The 18,172-nt window shown below is 68.9% G+C and carries 17 protein-coding genes; 9 read left to right on the top strand and 8 right to left on the bottom strand.

The genetic code is table 11. From position 1 onward, the window contains the following. Positions 1–41 precede the first annotated feature (41 nt). The 4 genes from F0U60_RS48115 to F0U60_RS48100 all read right to left on the bottom strand — a co-directional run bounded on the left by F0U60_RS48115 (position 42) and on the right by F0U60_RS48100 (position 3,136). Positions 42–1,043, bottom strand: a complete 1,002-nt coding sequence (locus F0U60_RS48115; RefSeq protein ID WP_395810817.1) for a lipid kinase — start codon at positions 1,041–1,043, stop codon at positions 42–44. 107 nt (positions 1,044–1,150) lie between these two features. After that, positions 1,151–1,864: an HAD family hydrolase gene (locus F0U60_RS48110; protein ID WP_395825759.1), complete on the bottom strand. Its 714-nt coding sequence runs from the start codon at positions 1,862–1,864 to the stop codon at positions 1,151–1,153. A gap of 75 nt (positions 1,865–1,939) precedes the next feature. Beyond that, on the bottom strand, positions 1,940–2,704 hold the full coding sequence (locus tag F0U60_RS48105) for an outer membrane lipoprotein carrier protein LolA (RefSeq protein WP_395810815.1): 765 nt from the start codon (positions 2,702–2,704) through the stop codon (positions 1,940–1,942). 72 nt (positions 2,705–2,776) lie between these two features. Then, the gene (locus F0U60_RS48100; RefSeq protein WP_395810813.1) at positions 2,777–3,136 is read right to left on the bottom strand and encodes a hypothetical protein; all 360 of its coding nucleotides are present in this window, start codon (positions 3,134–3,136) and stop codon (positions 2,777–2,779) included. A 186-nt stretch (positions 3,137–3,322) separates the two neighbouring features. Between F0U60_RS48100 and F0U60_RS48095 the strand changes: the two genes are divergently transcribed. From F0U60_RS48095 to F0U60_RS48080, 4 genes are read left to right on the top strand one after another with little or no spacing between them, the layout of a single operon-like run. Continuing rightward, the gene (locus tag F0U60_RS48095; RefSeq protein ID WP_395810811.1) at positions 3,323–4,324 is read left to right on the top strand and encodes a site-2 protease family protein; all 1,002 of its coding nucleotides are present in this window, start codon (positions 3,323–3,325) and stop codon (positions 4,322–4,324) included. Beyond that, on the top strand, positions 4,264–5,385 hold the full coding sequence (locus F0U60_RS48090; protein WP_395810809.1) for a hypothetical protein: 1,122 nt from the start codon (positions 4,264–4,266) through the stop codon (positions 5,383–5,385). The genes F0U60_RS48095 and F0U60_RS48090 overlap by 61 nt, the downstream gene beginning before the upstream one ends. A 3-nt stretch (positions 5,386–5,388) precedes the next feature. Continuing rightward, the gene (locus F0U60_RS48085) at positions 5,389–6,723 is read left to right on the top strand and encodes an ATP-binding protein (RefSeq protein ID WP_395810807.1); all 1,335 of its coding nucleotides are present in this window, start codon (positions 5,389–5,391) and stop codon (positions 6,721–6,723) included. Further along, the gene (locus tag F0U60_RS48080) at positions 6,720–7,274 is read left to right on the top strand and encodes a response regulator transcription factor (RefSeq protein WP_395810805.1); all 555 of its coding nucleotides are present in this window, start codon (positions 6,720–6,722) and stop codon (positions 7,272–7,274) included. Before F0U60_RS48085 ends, F0U60_RS48080 begins: the two co-directional genes overlap by 4 nt. Before the next feature lie 9 nt (positions 7,275–7,283). Here F0U60_RS48080 and F0U60_RS48075 read toward each other — a convergent pair whose 3' ends face one another. Next, positions 7,284–7,706: a hypothetical protein gene (locus F0U60_RS48075; protein ID WP_395810803.1), complete on the bottom strand. Its 423-nt coding sequence runs from the start codon at positions 7,704–7,706 to the stop codon at positions 7,284–7,286. 198 nt (positions 7,707–7,904) lie between these two features. Here F0U60_RS48075 and F0U60_RS48070 point away from each other — a divergent pair, with 198 nt between their 5' ends. Further along, entirely contained in the window at positions 7,905–9,893 is a 1,989-nt protein-coding gene (locus tag F0U60_RS48070; RefSeq protein WP_395810801.1) for an ATP-dependent DNA helicase, read from the top strand. Positions 9,894–9,995: 102 nt separating this feature from the next. Further along, positions 9,996–10,982, top strand: a complete 987-nt coding sequence (locus F0U60_RS48065) for an Rpn family recombination-promoting nuclease/putative transposase (protein ID WP_395810799.1) — start codon at positions 9,996–9,998, stop codon at positions 10,980–10,982. 30 nt (positions 10,983–11,012) lie between these two features. Here the strand turns inward: F0U60_RS48065 and F0U60_RS48060 are convergent, their stop codons facing one another. From F0U60_RS48060 to F0U60_RS48050, 3 genes are all read right to left on the bottom strand, one after another. Then, on the bottom strand, positions 11,013–12,137 hold the full coding sequence (locus F0U60_RS48060) for a type IV pilus twitching motility protein PilT (protein WP_395810797.1): 1,125 nt from the start codon (positions 12,135–12,137) through the stop codon (positions 11,013–11,015). Between the two features lie 2 nt (positions 12,138–12,139). After that, positions 12,140–13,855, bottom strand: coding sequence for a type IV pilus twitching motility protein PilT (locus tag F0U60_RS48055; RefSeq protein WP_395810795.1), 1,716 nt, complete (start codon positions 13,853–13,855; stop codon positions 12,140–12,142). Between the two features lie 261 nt (positions 13,856–14,116). Beyond that, on the bottom strand, positions 14,117–14,653 hold the full coding sequence (locus tag F0U60_RS48050) for a GNAT family N-acetyltransferase (RefSeq protein ID WP_395810793.1): 537 nt from the start codon (positions 14,651–14,653) through the stop codon (positions 14,117–14,119). A gap of 294 nt (positions 14,654–14,947) precedes the next feature. On the opposite strand from F0U60_RS48050, the gene F0U60_RS48045 reads away from it, so the two are divergent. Genes F0U60_RS48045 through thiL form a run of 3 tightly spaced genes read left to right on the top strand, consistent with a single transcriptional unit; the run spans position 14,948 to position 18,141 of the window. Beyond that, complete coding sequence (locus F0U60_RS48045) at positions 14,948–15,652, top strand: GTP-binding protein (protein WP_395810791.1); 705 nt, start codon at positions 14,948–14,950, stop codon at positions 15,650–15,652. Continuing rightward, positions 15,649–17,151, top strand: a complete 1,503-nt coding sequence (locus tag F0U60_RS48040) for an ATP-binding protein (RefSeq protein ID WP_395810789.1) — start codon at positions 15,649–15,651, stop codon at positions 17,149–17,151. The genes F0U60_RS48045 and F0U60_RS48040 overlap by 4 nt, the downstream gene beginning before the upstream one ends. Positions 17,152–17,160: 9 nt before the next feature. After that, positions 17,161–18,141, top strand: coding sequence for a thiamine-phosphate kinase (thiL, locus tag F0U60_RS48035; protein WP_395810787.1), 981 nt, complete (start codon positions 17,161–17,163; stop codon positions 18,139–18,141). Positions 18,142–18,172: the final 31 nt, after the last annotated feature.

Raw genomic sequence — 18,172 nt, 5'->3', positions numbered from 1 at the left:
GAGAGCCTAACCGTAATCCTGTTGTCTTTCGAACTTCCGACTCAGTGGGTCGTGGGCGCGGGGGCGGGGACGTAGACGCGGAGGGCCGCGGAGGCCAGCTCGAAGCGCACCGGGGTATGGCCGATGAGCTCCCCGTCCGCGTTGATGTCTTGTGGCGGTTGGGCGTCCACGTACAGGTGCGCGCTGCGCACGGCGGTGACGGCCGGGTGAGCCACGTGCTCGCCACGGCGCAGAGACAGCGCGACGCGCGCCAGGGTGGAGAGGTCCTGGACGTGGCCCAGTCCGGTGCCCTCGCGCCCGGACTCCGCCGAGGGCGCGGCGATGGTGTAGGCGTCCAGCCGGTGGTCGTCGATCGTGGCGTCGGGTGTCACCATGTTGCCCGCGCCGTGGTAGCGCCCGTTGCCCACCACGAGCTGGAGCACCTCCGCCTCCATCTCCCCGCTGTCGGTGACCATGCGAACGTGGAAGGGCTGGTGCTCCCAGAGCTCAGCGGCGGCGGCCACGGGGTAGGCCAGCTTACCCACGCGCCGTTTGAGGCGGGGCGTCAGCCTCCGAGCAATGGCGGAGGCCAGGCCGAGGCTCGCCGCGTTGAGGAAGGGCCGTCCGTTGGCGAGTCCCACGTCCACCCGCGCCGTGTAGCCCGCGGCGATGATGTCGCAGGCGGCCTCGAGCGTGGGCGGAATGCCGAGCGAGCGCGCGAAGTCGTTGCCCGTGCCCAGTGGCAGCACGCCCAGCGTCACCTCGCGCCCGAGCAGGTGTTGGAGGGCGTTGTTCAGCGTGCCATCTCCGCCGCCGATGATGATGCGCCGGACGCCGCTCTCCAGGGCCTCACGCAGCACCTGGTCCATTCGCTTGTGGCGGGAGAGCTGGTGGCTGGACGCCAGCGGGATGCCTCTTGCCTCAAGCGCCGCGAGCGTGGCCGGGAAGGCCTCGTGTCCCATGCGGCACTTGCTGTTGACGATCAGCAGCGCGGGCCCTTCATCGAGGGAGCCGCGCTTGGGTGGAGCGCTGAGTGCGACGTCTGGAGAAGCCTCGCTAGCCATTGCCGACAACGGTGTGCACGAGCGGGCCAGACAGCCAGTACCGGGCGGGCTCGTTCAGGCTCCGCTCCCTCCGTTGCTCGCATGGCGGGAGAGGGAGCAAGGTGCCGTCAGCGCGACTCCTCATCCTTGGCGGCGGCCACCGCGTCCGCGGCCCACGGCCAGGTGTCGCGCGAGGACTCGTAGTGGGCCAGCAGGTCCGCCGGATCCTTGTAGATGGCCCGGCAGCCCGCCGTGCGCAGGTCTTCCTCGGGGAAGCCGCCGCACAGCACGCCCACGGTGGGCACCCCCGCCTTGCTCGCGGCGAGCGCGTCGTAGGGCGTGTCCCCGATGACCACCACGGTGCGCGGGTCCGGCCGTCCCAGCTGCTCCAGCGCCGCCTCGAAGAGGTCCGGGTGGGGCTTCGACTTCGATGCGTCGTCCTTGGACGTCTCGCCGTCTGTCATCCCCTCAATGCCGCACAGGCGCAGGTAGAACTCGAGCTCGTCGCCCTTGGCGCTGGAGGCCAGCGCGATGCGCAGCCCGTCCTGGCGCAGCCGCTGGAACAGCTCGCGCACCCGTGGGAAGGCGCGCAGCTTGGGCATGAACTCACGCTTGAAGAGCGCGGAGCGGAAGTCGCTCAGCTCCTGGCCGAACTTCTCCAGCTCGTCCTCCGTGAAGAAGACGGGCATCAGCTGGTCCGCGCCCTTGCCAATCTGGCTGCGCACGTGCGCAAAGGGCACGTCGCGGCCGAATTCCAAGAAGGCTCGCCTCCAGGCCTCTGCGTGCTCGTCCACCGAGTCCACCAGCGTGCCATCCACATCGAAGATGACGTTCTGCACCAGGGCCATTCCGTCGTACTCCTTCCCGGTGCGGAAGGTGGGGATGGCTCCGGGCGGGTTCAACCCCGGAGGTGGGTGTCAGGGCGCTCCGAACGCCGCGAGCGTCTTCGCCTCAACGGCGTAACCCTCTGGTGCGCTGAGCGTGAAGGTCTCCGCGGGGAGGGCGGGGTTGAGCTCCACACGCGTGAGCTGCGTCTCCGCCACCTGTTGTCCCGCGGTCCATTGTGTCAGCCGCTTGGGCACGCACAGGGCCAGGGCCTGCTCGCACTGCTCCTCCTCGACCCGGATTTCCGCGGTGGCGTCGCCGCTGCGGGTGCGCTTGCCCAGGAAGTCCATGCCGGGCCAGCGCAGCACGTACGTCACCTCCACGTTGCCCGCAGGCTTCACCGTCAGCTCCACGGCCTCGGGGCCCCGCGGGTGCGAGGCCCGGCGAGCGCTCACTCCCTGGCTTGGCAGCAAGGGGGCGCGGAAGCCCTCGGGGGCAAAAGGTGTGAAGAGCCCGGTGAGCAGGCCCGTGCGAGCCTCCGGGCTGAGCCCGCCGTCATAGGTGCGGAACCTCTTGGCCGTGTCGTCGCGCTCGAAGAGGTGCTCTCCGTCCCAGGCGAAGGTGCGCGAGGTGGGCGCGCCGAGCGTCCCCAGCATCTTCTGCGGCGCGCGGTAGGCGAACTGAAAGTCCATCGTCTGGGTGCCCTCGCGGGCAGTGCCCGCCAGCACGTAGCTGGTGAGCTTGCCGTCGCGCGCGGACAGGCGCTGCTTCGCCTCGGCGAGCAGGGTGGACGTCTCGTCGCCGCGGCGGCAGCCGGCGAGCAGGAGGAGGAGCGGGGGCAGGAGGCGAAGGCGCATGGAGCACAAAATGAAAAGGCCCCGCTGTCGCCAGGGGGCCTTCGCACACTACGAGGAAATGCTGGAGGCTGACTACTTCACCGCCACGCCAGTGGCCTGCGACATCGGGAAGCCGATGATGAAGGGGGCGCTGGTGAGGAGAGCGAAGATGCCGTGGCGCGGCGTGGTGTTGGCGTTGAGCAGCTGCACCTTGTTGCCGCCCATGGCCTTGGCCTCGGCCACCAGGAGCTTGTTCACCACGGTGTCCAGGTCGCTCTGGACCAGGTCGATGACGTGGAAGATGGCCGTCAGGCCGAGCGCGGTGCCCTGCACCACGGCGATGGGCTCGCCACCCGCGGCGGAGACCTCGTTGCCGGAAACGACGGCCGTCTCCACGCTGGTGCACGCCACGAGGCTGGTGGCCAGGAACGCCGAAACAAGGGCCTTCTTCATGTGTGATTCCCTCCCATTGAACGCTCGGACTGCTGTCCGGTAGATGACCGTGCGCCCGGCGGGTCTCTTGGACCTAAAGTTGCCGGGCGTGTCGTAGCAAAGGCACCTATCAAGTCAAGCAATGGATCCTGGGGGTATAAGGAGTTGTCCAACGGGAGCCGCCCAGCGTTGAAATGCGTGCGGGGCATGACTACTCCCACGGTTCTCATGGAGAGCGCCCCCGTTCGCATCACCGACCGCCCCTGGCTGCACCTGCTGCTCTTCGTGCTGACTGTCGGGACGACTTCGTTCACCTTCGACAAGGCCTTTCCCATGGGCCCCCTGCCGGATGGCGAGCGCCTCGCCAATGCGTTGACTTTCAGCGCCGCGCTGCTTGCCATCCTCGGCTCGCACGAAATGGGACACTACGTGTTGGCGCGCCTGCACGGGGTGGACGCGTCCTTGCCGTACTTCATCCCGTTGCCCTACCTCGGGGTGGGCACGCTGGGCGCGGTCATCCGCATCCGCAGCCGCATCCCCACGCGCAACGCCCTGGTGGACATTGGGGCCGCTGGGCCGCTGGCGGGCCTCGTGGTGGCGATTCCCTTGCTGATGTGGGGCCTGGCGCACTCGCCCCTCATTGATGCGCCTCCGGCACAGGCCTCCTTCCCGGGCGATACCTCTCTCTGGCGCTTGGGGGGGGATCTCCTCCAGTGGGCCCAGGTGAAGCTCTCCCTGGCACCTCCCCCTCCGGAGCTGCCCTTCTTCGGCAATCAGGCCATCATCTTCAGCGACAGCCTGCTGATGCGGGGCTTGAAGTGGCTGGTGCTGGGGCCCCTGCCGGTCGGCAAGGACATCCAGGAGCACCCGGTGGTGATTGCCGGCTGGTTCGGTCTGCTGGTGACGCTGCTCAACCTCATGCCGGTGGGCCAGTTCGACGGCGGGCACCTGGCCTTTGCCCTGTGGGGCAGGCATGCTCGGTGGGTAGGCAAGGCCATGGCCCTGGTGCTGCTTTTCCTCACCCTCTTCTACACTATCTCCTGGGTCGTCTGGCTCCTGGTGGCCACGAAGCTGGTGGGCTTCGGTCACCCGGAGGTGACCCAGCCAGACGAGCCTTTGGGGCTCGGGCGGAAGCTGGTCTGCGCGGTATGCTTCGTCGCCCTGGCGGGGTGTGCCATGCCCGTCCCCATCCGAATGGTGATCTGGTGAAGTACTTCTGTGAGGCTTGCGAGCGGCTCGTTCCACCGGCGTCATACCGGTTGGAGTTCGGTCTGCTCGTGGTCAAGTGCTCGCGCTGCAAGGTGGAGATGCGCTGCGGGCCCGATCAGGACGAGGAGCCCGCTCCGACGGCGTCCAAGTCGTCGGCGGGGGGGCCGCTGATCATGCTGGGCCAGAGCGAGGTCGAGCCGGATCCCATCGAGAACGAGCCCACCCGGCGCGTCGCGGTGCCGGCGTCGGTCCTGGCGGCCATCGAGGCAGAGGCCCAGGAGTCGCGTCGCAAGAAGGCGAAGGAGTCCGGGCCGGCGAAGACTCCGCCCCCAGAGCCCGCGGCAGCGAAGGCTGCGCCGCCCAAGCTGGCGATGTCGGAGGCCGCGGCGGCGTCGAACCTGATGGTGCTGCGGCTCTCGGAGATGAAGTCGCGCGACTCCGCGCCGGCGTCCACACAGGCCGCTCCGGAAGTGCCAGCAGCACCTGTGACGTCTTCAACACGGCCCTCGACCACCCAGCTGCGCGTGGTGCCGGATGCCGCGTCGTCATCCACTCCGGCCGCGGCCTCCTCGCCGTCAGCTCCGGAGGACCCCTTCATGCCGCCGGCGGGCTACTGCCCCAAGTGCATCGGGCCGCGCAAGGACGGCGCGGTGGTGTGTCCCTTCTGCGGGCTCGAGTACGCGCGCTTCCGGGTCGAGGAGTTCCGCCCCTCTCCGGTGCTCTCCTCCACGTGGTTGGGCGTGGTGGAGTTGTGGGACAGCAAGGGCGCCCACGACAAGGTGCTCGCGCTGGCCTCGGAGCGAGGGGAGCTCGCCGGACTGGGCCGGCTCTATCGCATCCGTCTGGCCCGCAACCCGGAGGACGCCATGGCGAAGCGGGGGCGCGAGGAGGTGCTCCGGCTGGCCTCCGCCGGCTCGGTCTTCATGCCCACGGCACCGCCGGACAAGCGCGCGAAGATGCGGATGGCGGGGTTGGGCGTGCTGTTCTTCATCCTGGTGGTGATGGCCGTGTTCATGGGCGCCCAGGTGCGCCGCATGTTGATGACGGGTGGCGGCCCGTAGCCGGTGCGCGACGCCCACGCCATCAACCTCTCGTGGCTGCTGCGCCTGCGGTGGGGTGCCATCATCGGGCAGGTGACGCTCATTCTGGGCGTGCACTTCGGGCTGGGCATGCCGCAGCGGTTGGGGCCCCTGTTCGCCACCATCGCCGTGGCGGCAGCGAGCAACGCGGCCTTGGGGCTGTGGGCCCGGCGCGAGCGTCCCATTCGCGAGGGGCTGCTGTGGTCGGTGATGGCGCTGGACGTGGTGGTGCTCACCGTGCTGCTGGACCTGAGCGGCGGTCCCTTCAACCCCTTCAGTGCGCTGTACGTGGTGCACATTGCGCTCGCGGCGGTGGTGCTGGGAGCGGGGTGGACGTGGGCGCTGGCGGTGCTGGCCATCTCCTGCTTCGGCGCGCTCTTCGTGGACCACCTCTGGTTTCCGACCCAGGGCAGCGAGCTGTCATCCACGCATCATCCGCAGCACCACATCCATGACGTGCGGATGCACCTCGAGGGCATGTGGGCGGCCTTCGCCATGGCAGCGGGGTTCATCGTCTATTTCGTGCAGCGGGTGACGCGGGCCTTGGCTGCGCGTGAGGCGGAGCTGGTGGCGGCCCGGGCGGCCTCGGCGCGCCACGAGAAGCTGACGGCGCTGGCCACGCTGGCCGCGGGCGCCGCGCACGAGCTGTCCACGCCGCTGTCCACCATCGCGGTGGTGGCTCGGGAGCTGGAGCGTCACCTGATGCGTACGGGGGCGGAGGCCTCCTCGCTCGAGGACGTGCAGCTCATCCGCGAGCAGGTGGCGCGCTGCCGGGACATCCTCACGCAGATGGCCACGGATGCGGGGGCGAGCCGAGGCGAGTCCATGGTGACGCTCGCGCCGGCGGCGCTGGTGGAGGAAGCGCTGGAGGGGCTGCCGGGTCGGGAGCGGGTGCGCGCCGACGTGGAGGCCCGGGCCCGAGAGGAGCGGGAGCTGATCCCCGCGCACGCCTTCGCCCGTGCCATCCGAGGGGTGGTGAAGAACGCCCTGCAGGCGTCGGCGCCGGATGCACAGGTGCGGCTGGCGCTGGCGCGCGAGCCGGAGGCCTGGAGGCTCACGGTGGAGGACTCGGGGGCGGGCATGCCGGCGGAGGTGCTCGCGCGCGCGGGAGAGCCCTTCTTCACCACGAAGGCTCCGGGGGAGGGCATGGGGCTGGGGCTCTTCCTCACGCGCGCGGTGTTGGATCAGCTGGGAGGCCGGTTGGTGCTTCACTCCACACCGGGCCAGGGGACGACGGTGGTGCTGACGTGGCCCGCGGGGGGGCTGCGACAATCCGCCACGTTGCCTCCAGAGCCGTCCCGGGTGCAGCTAGCCCCATGACGAGCCCGACGCCCGGCCATGCTCCCACCCTGCTGCTGGTAGACGACGAGGCGGTCTTCCGCGAGCGCCTGGCGCGGGCCTTCCGCGAGCGGGGCTTCGAGGTGAGCACCGCCGGCTCCTACGACGAGGCGCTCGTCCTGGCCACGAAGGAGTCCCCCGAGCTGGCGGTGGTGGACTTGAAGATGCCCGGGCGCAGCGGCTTGGAGCTGGTGCGGGCCCTGCATGCGCTGGACGCGTCCACCCGCATCATCGTCCTCACCGGCTATGGCAGCATCGCCACGGCGGTGGAGGCGGTGAAGCTGGGCGCCTTCAACTACCTGCCCAAGCCCGCGGACGTAGACGACCTGGTGCTCGCCTTCTCGCGGGGGCCGGGCGAGCCCACGCAGGTGACGGAGGACTTCCAACCCCCCTCCCTGGCGCGCGCGGAGTGGGAGCACATCCAGCGCGTGCTCACGGACTGTGGCGGCAACATCTCCGAGGCGGCGAGGCGGCTGGGCCTGCATCGGCGCTCGCTCCAGCGCAAGCTGCAGAAGTACCCGCCGGCGCAGTAGCGCCCGCGCCTACGGCAGGCTCTTCGGCTGCGCCGAGTCCGCGTTGCGAAGCCAGTGGACCGCGGAGGCGAGGTCTTCGAACAACACGGCCGTGTTCGGGTCCGCGTGCTGCAGGGTGGTGGTCGTGGAGATCTGGCTGAGCCGTGAAGGAGAGAGCACCCAGGCGAAGTGGCGGAGCCCGGCCTCGCGCATCCTTGGGAACCAATAGGTGGCCAACCAGTACGCGGCCCCCACCCAGATTCCCGAGACATGGGTGTTGTCGTTGAGCACCTTGGAGAGTCGCAGGGCCGCGAGGTGGCGGAGGAGCTCCTCGCAGCCGGACTTCACCATGTCCACGGACTGGTAGCCCTTCCAGTCCACGTAGAGCCACCCCTCAGACTCCTCATGGTGGATGTCGATGTGTTCGCTCGCATGTAGCAGCCGGCGACCCAAGTGCGTCCTCCCCTCCTTGACGAAGAGTTTAAGTCCCGGTTGCTCGGAGTGCACTCGGACAGGGGCCAGATGAAGATGGGGGCCGTCTCCAGCCCCTCAGGCGAGCACCCGAGCTTCTCCGACACAAAACCCGACGAGCGAGCGTCGCGCTGTTATCCTCCTGTGTCCGACCCCCACCGTTTCGCGCCTCCACCCTCAATGTCCCTGCCCGCTCCCTCGCTCCGACTCTCCGTCGATACGTTGCTCGGCCCCGGTGGCGCGCTCCAAAACGCGTTGGAGGCCTACGAGTACCGCCCGGAGCAGTTGCAGATGGCGCGCTCGGTGGAGAAGGCCTTCAACGAGCGCGGCTACCTGCTCGCCGAGGCGGGGACGGGGACGGGCAAGACACTGGCCTACCTGGTGCCGGCGCTGCTGTCGGGCCGGCGGGTGGTGGTGTCCACGGCGACGAAGACTCTTCAGGAGCAGATCTTCTTCAAGGACCTGCCGCTGCTGCGCGAGCGCATGGGCCTGTCCTTCGAGGCGGCGTACCTCAAGGGGCGCAGCAACTACCTGTGCCTGCACCGGTATGAGTCGTTCAGCAAGGATCCCCAGTTCGCCACGCGAGAGGAGGGGCGGTACTGGAAGCACCTGAAGGCGTGGGCGAGCCGGACGGAGACGGGGGACCGGAGCGAACTGGAGCTGCCCGAGTCCTTCAGTGCCTGGGGTCGGCTGTCGACGACGTCAGACACGTGCCTGGGCTCGAAGTGCCCGCTGTACGAGAACTGCTTCGTGACGCGGGTGCGGAGGGCGGCGGAGTCGGCGGACCTGCTGGTGGTGAACCACCACCTCTTCTTCGCGGACCTGGCGCTGAGGGGCCGGGGCCAGCGGGGTGAGGGAGTGCTGCCGCAGTACGACGCGGTCATCTTCGACGAGGCGCACGCGCTGGAGGACGCGGCAGGGAGCCACTTCGGCCACTCGGTGTCGAGTTTCCGGCTGGAGGAGCTGGTGCGCGATGCGCTGGGGACGCTGTCGCCGGAGGACTCGCGCTTCGGGATGCTGTCCTCGCTGGTGGTGCGACTGCGGACGCATTCGGAGGCGCTCTTCTCGCAGGCGCCGCGGGTGCTGGGCCTGCACGAGAACGAGGGTGCGGTGGCGCTCAAGCCCGAGCGGCTGGCGCTGCTGTCCACCTCGCTCGAGCAGGTGAAGGAGTCGCTCTCGGCGCTCTCGGCCTTCACCACGACGGAGCGGGAGCCGGAGCTGACATTGCTCACGCGCCGGTGCGCGGAGCTGGTGGCGGACCTGTCCTTCCTGGAGAAGGTGGAGTCGAACGACCACGTGTACTGGGCGGAGGCGCGAGGGCGAGGGGTCTTCCTGCGCGCGAGCCCCATCGAGATTGCCTGGGAGCTGCAGGAGCGGCTCTACGGAGGGGTGGACACGGTGGTGTTCACCTCGGCGACGCTGGCGGCGGAGGGCCGCTTCGACTTCTTCGCGCGGCGCATGGGGCTGTACGACGAGGAGGGGGTGCCGGTGGCGAGCGTGCGCACGGTCTCGGTGCCCAGCCCCTTCGACTTCGAGCAGCAGTCGGCGCTGTACCTGCCCACGCACCTGCCGGACCCGGCGGCCCCCGGCTTCATCGAGGCGGCAGCGGAGGAGATCATCCGGCTGTGCGAGGTGACGGGAGGCCGGGCCTTCGTGCTCTTCACCTCCTTGCGCAACATGGAGCGAGCGCACGGGCTTGCGCGCAACAGGCTGCCCTACCAGGTGTTGCTGCAGGGAGAGCGGCCCAAGCAGCAGCTGCTGGAGGCCTTCCGCGAGCAACCCAGCGTGCTCTTCGCGGCGCACAGCTTCTGGGAGGGCGTGGACGTCCCGGGGGACGCGCTGAGCCTGGTGATCATCGATCGGCTGCCCTTTGCTTCACCGGGAGATCCGGTGGTGGCGGCGCGAATCCGCCAGCTTGAGGCGCGGGGCGAGGAGGCCTTTGGGGGCTACCAGCTTCCGCAGGCGGCGCTGGCGTTGCGGCAGGGCTTCGGCCGGCTCATCCGGACGAGGGCGGACCGGGGCATCGTGGCGATGCTGGACAGGCGCATCGTCACCAAGAACTACGGGCGCGCCTTTCTCACGAGCCTTCCCCCGGCGCGACGCATCGACCAGCTCGACGCGCTGAGCGCCTGGTTCAACGGCACGTCTGAAGACGACATCGACTACTGAGCGTCTCCCAGGCGGGACGATGCGAGCCGAAGCGGACAGTGCCTTGCCAGCGGGTCCGTCGCGAGGCCGCGTTGGTACGCGGCGTGCTGGGGACTGCTCTTCATGTCTGGTCCCCACGATCTCTTCGCGCGCTTCACCTGGGGCCAACCCGAGCGCGCGGCAGCCGAGCTGCGTGCTGTCCTGCCTCCGGATGTCGTGTCCCGGGTGGACTGGTCCTCGCTGCGTCGCGAGCCTGGCTCCGTCGTGGATCCGGAGCTGAGGGAGACCCAGAGCGATCTGCTCTTCTCGGCCCGTCTTCACGGTGGGCAGCAGCTTCTGCTCTACATTCTTCTGGAGCACCAGTCCCGGGTGGACAGTTGGATGGCGCTGCGAATGCTCCGCTACGTGGTCCGTCAGCTCGAGCACTGGCGCAAGGAGCATCCCGAATGCGAGCGGCTGCCGGTGATTGTGCCCCTGGTCATGTACCACGGACCAGACGGGAGCTGGACGGCGCCTCGTCGGGTCGAGGAACTCTTCGAATTGCCAGAGGAAGCGGAGGTGCGGGAGCGCTGGCGGACGCTCCTCCCGCGCTTCGAGTTCCTACTCGATGACCTAACAACCGAGCGTGCGGAAGCGTTGATGGCGCGTCCTGGACCGCCTCTCGTGCGGCTGGCGTTTCTTGTCTTGCGCTATGGACGCTCGGAGGAGCTCAGTCAACGGCTGGCGAGCTGGACGGCGCTGTTCGCGGAGGTTCACGCGGCCCCCGATGGGCTCGAGAATCTCCGTGTGGTTGTTCGTTATCTCCTCCAGGTAGGGGACAAGGCGGCACGCGGGGTGACTCGGGAAGTGCTACGTTCCGTAGCAGGTGCGCAGCGAACGGAGGAACTGATGATGACCGTAGGTGAGGAACTCATCGAACAGGGCCGCCAGAAAGGCATTCTCGAAGGACGTGCTGAGGACATCCTTCGGATTCTCATCGCGCGTGGCGTTCATGTGGACGACACCACTCGCGAGCTCATCCTGACGTGCAAGGACCCGGTTCGTCTCGACCAGTGGTTCGATCGGGCCCTGACAGCCACCAACATCTCGGACGTTATAGCGGGAGCGTGACGCCCAGCCCCTCGCGTGCGCGCGTGGGGTTCAGTGCCCGCCGCCTGCCTCCCCGGTGTCGAACTCGGGCGCCTGGAACTCCGGCTTGAGGCGCTGGAGCACCTTGGCGAAGGCCTCCTTGTCCTGTGCCTTCTCCAGGGCGGCCTCGGGGGTGATGGTGTTCGCGGCCACCAGTCGCTCCAGGTGCATGTCCAGCGTCTGCATGCCCAGGTTCTGGCTCGCCTGCATCTTGCTCGCGATTTGAAACACCTTTCCCTCGCGGATCATCGCCGCGATGGCGCTCGTACCGATGAGGATCTCCAGCGCGGCCACGCGGCCTTTGCCGTCCGCGGTGCGGATGAGCTGCTGGGCGACGATGCCAACGAGTCCCTCGGCGAGCATGCCGCGCACCTGGGGCTGCTCCTCGGCGGGGAAGGAGTTGATGATGCGGTCGATGGTGGCCGGCGCGCTGTTGGTGTGCACCGTGGCCATCACCAGCACGCCGAAGCTGGCCAGTTGCAGCGCCAGCTTCATCGTCTCGTTGGTACGCAGCTCTCCGATGAGGATGACGTTGGGGTCCTCGCGGCCCGCCGAGCGGATGGCGGTGGCGAAGTTGGAGGCGTGGATGCCCACCTCGCGGTGCGTCACCTGGGACTTCACCGATTCGTGCACGAACTCCACCGGATCCTCGATGGTGAGGATGTGCGCTGAGCGGGTGTGGTTGATGTGGTGGATCATCGCCGCCAGCGTGGTGGACTTGCCGCTGCCGGTGGGGCCGGTGACGAGCACCAGTCCGCTGCGGCGCTCGGCGAGCTTGCGCACCACCTCGGGGGCATTGAGCTCCGCCAGGGACAGCACCTTGGAGGGAATGGTGCGGAAGACGGCCGCCAGTCCTGTCGTCTTGTAGAAGTAGTTGGCGCGGAAGCGAGCCCGAGTGCCGTAGCTGTAGGCGAAGTCGAGGTCGAGCTCCTCGGTGATGTGCCGCTTCTGCTCGGGGGAGGTGAGCTCGAAGAGCATTGCCTCCAGCTCGGGCTGGGTGAGGAGGGCCTCGCGCAGCGGGGTGAGCTCGCCGCGGATGCGACCGAGGGGCGGGTGGCCGATGCTCAGGTGCAGGTCGCTCCCTTTGTGCTCGAGGAGCTTGTCGAAGAGGGCGGCGATGCGCGGGACGGAGCTCATGGTCAGGCGCTCTTGCGGTTGAGGAGATTGCCCATCTTGGACAGCAGCTGCTTGGCGCCATCGGGCGAGGTGGGGGGCTCGGGAGGCGCGCCGGGCCGCTTGCCCGTCACCATGGCCTCCAGCTCGTCAGGGCTCTCGGCGTAGCCCTTGGCGATCTCCAGCGTCGTCTTCCCGGCGCGCACCAGGTCCGCGAGCGAGTCGTCGAAGCGCACGATGCCCAGCGACTTGCCGCGCTGTTGCAGGGAGGGAATCTGGTACGTCTTGTTGTCGCGGATGAGGTTGCCCAGGGCCACCGAGCCCGGGAGCAGCTCGGCGGCGGCCACCAGGTGTTTGCGGTCCGCGCTCGGCAGCAGCCGCTGGCTGACGATGAGACGCAGGCTGCTGGCGAGCGTCATGCGCACCTGGGCCTGGTCCCCCGGCGGGAAGAGGTCGATGAGCCGGTCAATCGTCTTCGCCGCGCTGGGCGTGTTCATCGTGGAGATGAGCAGGTGGCCCGTCTCGCTGGCGGCCAGCGCCATGCGGACCGTCTCGGTGTCACGCAGCTCACCTACCAAGATGACGTCCGGGTCCTCGCGCAGGCTGCCCTTGAGGGCGGTGGCGAAGGTCTTGGTGTGCGTGCCCACCTCGCGCTGGCTCAGCAGGGCCTTCTTGCGCGGGTGGAGGTACTCCACGGGGTCCTCCACCGTGAGCACGTGGTGCGTCGTCTCACGATTGATGATGTCCACGATGGCCGCCAGGGTGCTCGTCTTGCCGTGGCCGGAGGGGCCGGTCACGACGATGAGGCCCTGGTGGTGGTGGGTGGCTTTGGCGATGTCCGCCGGCAGGCCGAGCGACTCGAGGGTGGGAATCTCGCGGGGGATGATGCGGAAGCAGCCCTTGTAGCCGGTGCGCTGGCGGGAGATGTTGACGCGGAAGCGGCCCGCCTGGCGCAGGTCGAGCGCGAAGTCACAGCTCCCATCCCGGTCGAGCACGGGCCGCAGCCGCTCGGGCACGTGCGGCAGCAACAGGGTCTCCACCGTCTCGGGGGGGAGCGGCTCGCCGTGGGGCAGCAGCTCGCCGACGATGCGGAAGAGGGGAGGGCGGCCGGCGATGACGTGCAGGTCGCTCGCCCCCACGGCACGCGCGTCCTCTAGCAGCATCGCCAGGTCGCGTGCGGACTCCGGCCGTACGACGATGCGGAGCCCCTGGGGAGCCTCGGGCGCGGGCTCGGCGGCGGGAGGCGGGGGCTCGGGCGCGGGTGGCGGCTCAGGCGTGTTCCGCTCCGCGGGGAGGATCTGCATTCCGGCCTTGGCGGTCCTGGGAAGAGGGCTCCCTGGCGCGGGCGCTGGACGCGAGGCCGTGGGCGTGGCCGGAGGAGCGGCGGGTGGGCTGGTGTGGGGCGCGGGGGCGGCTGGAGCAGGAGCGCGAGCGCCCTGGAGCTCGTTGCGCACGACGCGCACGTTGAGCACATCTCCGCGGCGCAGGGCTCCGACGATGACGGGGCCGATTCCCTCGACACGCATCGCCCACTGGTTGGGCTTGTCGGAGACGCTGGAGGCGCGGGACTCGCCCACCAGGCCCTGAAGCGTGGCCTGCAGCCCCTCCAGCGTGAGGGGAGCGTTGTCCACAGACTCGAAGCCGCCGCCCGTCTTCACCATGGGTGGGCGCCCGCTGATCAAGGCGAGCTCCAGTACACCCGGGCGAGTCAGGTGGCGCAGCAACTCCGCGATGCTTCTCATGCCCTGCGTACCCTTCTTCCGTCCCGGGGGACCCTTCACCGGGAGAGCGGGCGCAGCATAGCCGGGATTTGTCACGAATCCCGGAAACCGAACGGCCCCAGGCGCCCGTTCCGGTGCGTCGGGCCGGAGGGCGGGCGAGGTGGCACCCCGCAAAAGGCTCCGCCCGGCGCGACCCCTCGAGGAGGGACCCGGCCGGGCGGATTCAGGAGTTGGAGGAGACAGCCCTGGAGGACATGACCGCTCCTCCTCTCCGGGGCTCGGTCACAGCTCGCGCGACATCAACAGGCGCAGCTTGCCGGACTTCTTGGACACCACCGTGGCCACGGTGGTGAAGCCCGCGTTGCGGTAGAAGCTCACCGCGGGCGCGTTCGCCGGGTCCACCCGCAGGGCGATCGTCTTGCGGAACATGTCCCGCGCAACCTGGAGGGCCTGGTTGAGCACCGCCATCCCGACGCCGCGGCGACGCAGCTCCGGCTTGACGACGATGTTGCGCATGTAGGCCGCGCCCGGCACCGGGCCATCCCGCTCCACGGTGACGTAGCCCACCAACTGGTTCTGCACCTTGGCCACGTGGATGTACGGCCTGAGCGCCGTCAGGGCCTTCAAGCTGTCCTCCAACGTCTCACCCCGGCTCTTCCAGGGATCCGAGTTGGCGCGCAGGGCGGCCACGGACGCCATGTCCTCATCGGTCGGGGCGGAAAACTTCACCGCCGGCGCCAGGTCGTTGGGCAGGTTGGCCATATCCGGCACAGGGATCGCGCCCACCTCCACGCCCGGGTCCACCCGCTTCATCGTCATGCCTTCTTCCTCCATTACGCTACGATCCGATCCTAACCGCTTCACCGGTGCCCATGCACGCTCTGGGTGCGGCGCACATTTCCCCTCACGGGTGGAAGGGAGCCGGACTTTTCCAAACTGCGCACGCCAACCCGGCATTCCAAGGCCGCCCGCTTCCGCCCCATCCGGGGGGTCCTACATGGATAACGCGGGGGGCGGCTTTCAATGCTGAACACCTTTCACTATAAAAAACCGTCCGCCTGGAGCGGGTTGGCCGAACCTTCCCCCTCCCTCTCGGCAGCCTGAGCTCCGCACGTGCAACTCAATCACGCCCAGCGCGAACTCACTCTGAAGATCGTCTACTACGGCCCTGGGCTGAGTGGGAAGACGACCAACCTGCGGTGTATCCACGCTCGGGCTCGGCCCGAGGCACGTGGCCGGTTGCTCAGCGTGGAGACGCACGAGGATCGCACCCTCTTCTTCGATCTGCTCCCGGTCTTCTTCACCAGCAGCACGGGCTTCAAGGTGAAGCTCAAGCTGTTCACGGTGCCCGGGCAGGTCGTTCACGACGCCACGCGCCGCGTGGTGCTGCAGAACGCGGACGCGGTGGCCTTCATCGCCGACAGCCGCCGCGGCGCCGCCGGGGAGAACAACGCCTACTGGCGCAAGCTCCGGGCCAACATGCGGGAGAACGGTCTGGACGTCTTACAAGTGCCGGTGGTCATCCAGTTCAACAAGCGCGACCTGCCGGACGCGCAGACGGACGAGGAGCTGGAGCAGGCGCGCAAGCGGGGCGGGGAGCCGGTGGTGGGCGCGGTGGCGCTGCGCGGCGAGGGTGTGATGGAGACGCTGCATGAGCTCCTGGTGGGCGCGTGGCGTAACCTGGACGAGCGCATGCGGCTGGCACGCAACATCGGTCTGACGGAGAAGGAGTTCCTCACGCACATCTTCCAGCAGATGGATCTGAAGGGCACTGCCCTGGAGTCCATGTACCCGCCGTCCGGGGGGCAATCGCGATGAGCGCCGACAAAGCGGGCGCCGCGGGGAGCGGACCGGAGCACGCTGGCTCGGTGCTCCAGCGCAAGCTGTCGCTGGTGGACCTGTTGGACCCGGTCACCTTCGGGGACGTGGTGGACAGCCTCGGCGAGCTGTACCGGGTGGGCATCCGGGTGCTGGACGAGCGAGGCCGGACGCTGGCGGACGCGAAGGGCAGCAACGGGGACTTCTGCGGCTTCGTCAATGCGAGTGGCGATGGCCGTACCCTCTGTTCCGCCCTGCTGGCGCGGCTGAGCGAGGGGCCGCTGACGCCCACGCAGGGTGCGCAGGTGCTGCCCGGGGTGAGTCCCCTGGGAGGCGAGCTGCTGGCTCAGCCCTGCTTCAGCGGACTGCGCTACGTGGTGATGCCGGTGCTGTGGGAGGGGGACCTGCTGGGGCGCGTCGTCTTCGGGCCCTTCGCCCCCGAGGAGCTGGGTGACCTGTCCGCCTCGCTGGGCGAGGTGCAGGGGCTGGAGCTGGAGCGGGCGCACGAGCTGGTGACGCACGTGCGGCGCATGCCCGACTCCAAGGTGATGAAGATGCTGGCGCACTTCGGCCAGGTGCTGGCGGCGCTGCTGGCGGCCGGGCAGAAGTCCTACCTGGCGGGGCAGCTGCACCTCGAGGCCATGCTGGAGACACAGCGCGAGCTGGAGTCGCAGAACGCCCAGCTGCTGCGGCTCAACCAGCGGTTGAAGGAAGCCGACCGCATGAAGTCCAGCTTTCTGGGCACGGTGAGCCACGAGTTGCGCACGCCGCTGGCTTCCATCATCGGCTACTCGGAGATGCTGTGCGAGGGGCTGGTGGGCACGCTCAACCCGGAGCAGACGCAGTTCGTGCGCACCATCATCGACAAGGGCAACACGCTGCTGAAGCTCATCTCCTCCATCCTGGACATGAGCCAGATCGAAGCGGGCAAGGTGCGGCTCGCCTTCGAGTGGGTGGACGTGCAGGAGCTGGTGGAGAGCGCCATCACCAGCGTGTCACCCCAGGCGCAGCGCAAGGGGCTGACCGTGAAGGTCCAGCTGCCTTCGGTGGTGCAGCCGAGGGTGGTGGCGGACCGGGAGAAGCTGCGGCAGGTGGTGGTGAACCTGGTGGCCAACGCGGTGAAGTTCACGCCAGCGGGCGGGCGGATAGAGGTGCGGCTGTCAGAGCTGGGCTCGCAGGTGGAGCTGGGCGTGGCGGGCTACCGCATCGAGGTGGAGGACACCGGGGTGGGAATCCCGGAGGACCAGCGCGAGCGCATCTTCCAGAGCTTCTACCAGGTGGACGACAGCCCCACGCGCGAGTACGGGGGCGCGGGGCTGGGGTTGGCCATTGTGAAGAGCTACGTGGAGGGACACGGCGGTCAGGTGGCAGTGAGGAGCGAGTTGGGTCGCGGCTCGTGCTTCCGGGTGGTGCTGCCCAAGGAGCCGCCGCAGTCAGGGCAGGGGCCGGCGTACATTCCCCCGCCCATCGACATGGACCCGGATCCCGATCGTTTCTGAGTCCTCCACGTGAGCGCGAAGCCAGCGGGCGAATTCACCCTCATCGACCTTTTCCTGTCGCATTTCCCGAGGGCCCGGGTCCCAGTGGGCCCCGGAGATGACTGTGCCGTCCTCACGCCCTCGAGGGGCGCACAGTGCATCACCACGGACGCGGTGGTGGAGGACGTGCACTTCAAACGCGCCTGGTTCTCGCCCGAGGACATCGGCCACAAGGCGTTGGCGGTGAACCTGTCGGACCTGGCGTCCATGGGCGCGGTGCCGCGCTGGTTCGTCTGCGCGCTCGCGCTGCCTCGGGACTTCCCGCGCCGCGAGCTGCTCGGCATCGCCCGGGGCATGAGCGCGCTGGCACGAGAGCACGGCATCGTGCTCGTGGGTGGCAACTTCTCCTCCGCGCGCGAGCTGTCCATCACCATCACCGCCGCGGGAGAGCTGCCTCCGGGCACTGCGCCCATCACCCGCGCTGGAGGCAGGCCCGGTGATGTGCTGTACGTCTCGGGCACGCTGGGCGACGCGCGACTGGGCCTGCAGCAGCTCCAAGCCGGTCAGCGGCGCTCCGCGGCCATCCTCCGCCAGAAGCGCCCGGTGCCGAAGGTGGAGCTGGGCCGACTCGCTGCACGCTTCGCCTCGGCGGGGCTCGACCTCTCCGATGGGCTGGCGCAGGATCTCGAGCACCTGTGCACCGCCTCGCGTGTGAGCGCCGAGCTGGAGCTCGAGCGCCTGCCTCTCTCCCGTGCCGTGCGCGCCTCCCTGGGCGCCGAGGGAGCGTTGGCAGGTGGTGAAGATTACGAGCTGCTCCTCGCCGTCCCACCTGAGCGCACGTCCGCTTTCGAGCGAGCCTGCCTCCGAGTGGAAGAACCTCTCACTCGAATTGGCAGTCTCACCCAGGGGCAGCCCGGACACGTCCGTGACACCTCGGGACGGAGCCTGCGCCTGCCTGCTGGCTTCGACCACTTCCGAGGGGGTGGGCGGATTGACCGTTCCAGACGGTAGGGCTAAACCGACACACCGCTGTCGCCGTCTC

The sequence above is a fragment of the Archangium minus genome, from assembly GCF_044360475.1.
Classification (GTDB): Bacteria; Myxococcota; Myxococcia; order Myxococcales; family Myxococcaceae; genus Archangium; species Archangium minus.
Note: the sequence above shows the minus strand (reverse complement) of the source record. Positions and strands in the feature narration are given on the sequence as shown.

Coding starts and splice junctions, on each gene's coding strand:
- F0U60_RS48115 (WP_395810817.1), bottom strand. CDS start 1,043: ATGGCTAGCGAGGCTTCTCCAGACGTCGCACTCAGCGCTCCACCCAAG.
- F0U60_RS48105 (WP_395810815.1), bottom strand. CDS start 2,704: ATGCGCCTTCGCCTCCTGCCCCCGCTCCTCCTCCTGCTCGCCGGCTGC.
- F0U60_RS48100 (WP_395810813.1), bottom strand. CDS start 3,136: ATGAAGAAGGCCCTTGTTTCGGCGTTCCTGGCCACCAGCCTCGTGGCG.
- F0U60_RS48095 (WP_395810811.1), top strand. CDS start 3,323: ATGACTACTCCCACGGTTCTCATGGAGAGCGCCCCCGTTCGCATCACC.
- F0U60_RS48090 (WP_395810809.1), top strand. CDS start 4,264: ATGCTTCGTCGCCCTGGCGGGGTGTGCCATGCCCGTCCCCATCCGAAT.
- F0U60_RS48080 (WP_395810805.1), top strand. CDS start 6,720: ATGACGAGCCCGACGCCCGGCCATGCTCCCACCCTGCTGCTGGTAGAC.
- F0U60_RS48070 (WP_395810801.1), top strand. CDS start 7,905: ATGTCCCTGCCCGCTCCCTCGCTCCGACTCTCCGTCGATACGTTGCTC.
- F0U60_RS48065 (WP_395810799.1), top strand. CDS start 9,996: ATGTCTGGTCCCCACGATCTCTTCGCGCGCTTCACCTGGGGCCAACCC.
- F0U60_RS48060 (WP_395810797.1), bottom strand. CDS start 12,137: ATGAGCTCCGTCCCGCGCATCGCCGCCCTCTTCGACAAGCTCCTCGAG.
- F0U60_RS48055 (WP_395810795.1), bottom strand. CDS start 13,855: ATGAGAAGCATCGCGGAGTTGCTGCGCCACCTGACTCGCCCGGGTGTA.
- F0U60_RS48050 (WP_395810793.1), bottom strand. CDS start 14,653: ATGACGATGAAGCGGGTGGACCCGGGCGTGGAGGTGGGCGCGATCCCT.
- F0U60_RS48040 (WP_395810789.1), top strand. CDS start 15,649: ATGAGCGCCGACAAAGCGGGCGCCGCGGGGAGCGGACCGGAGCACGCT.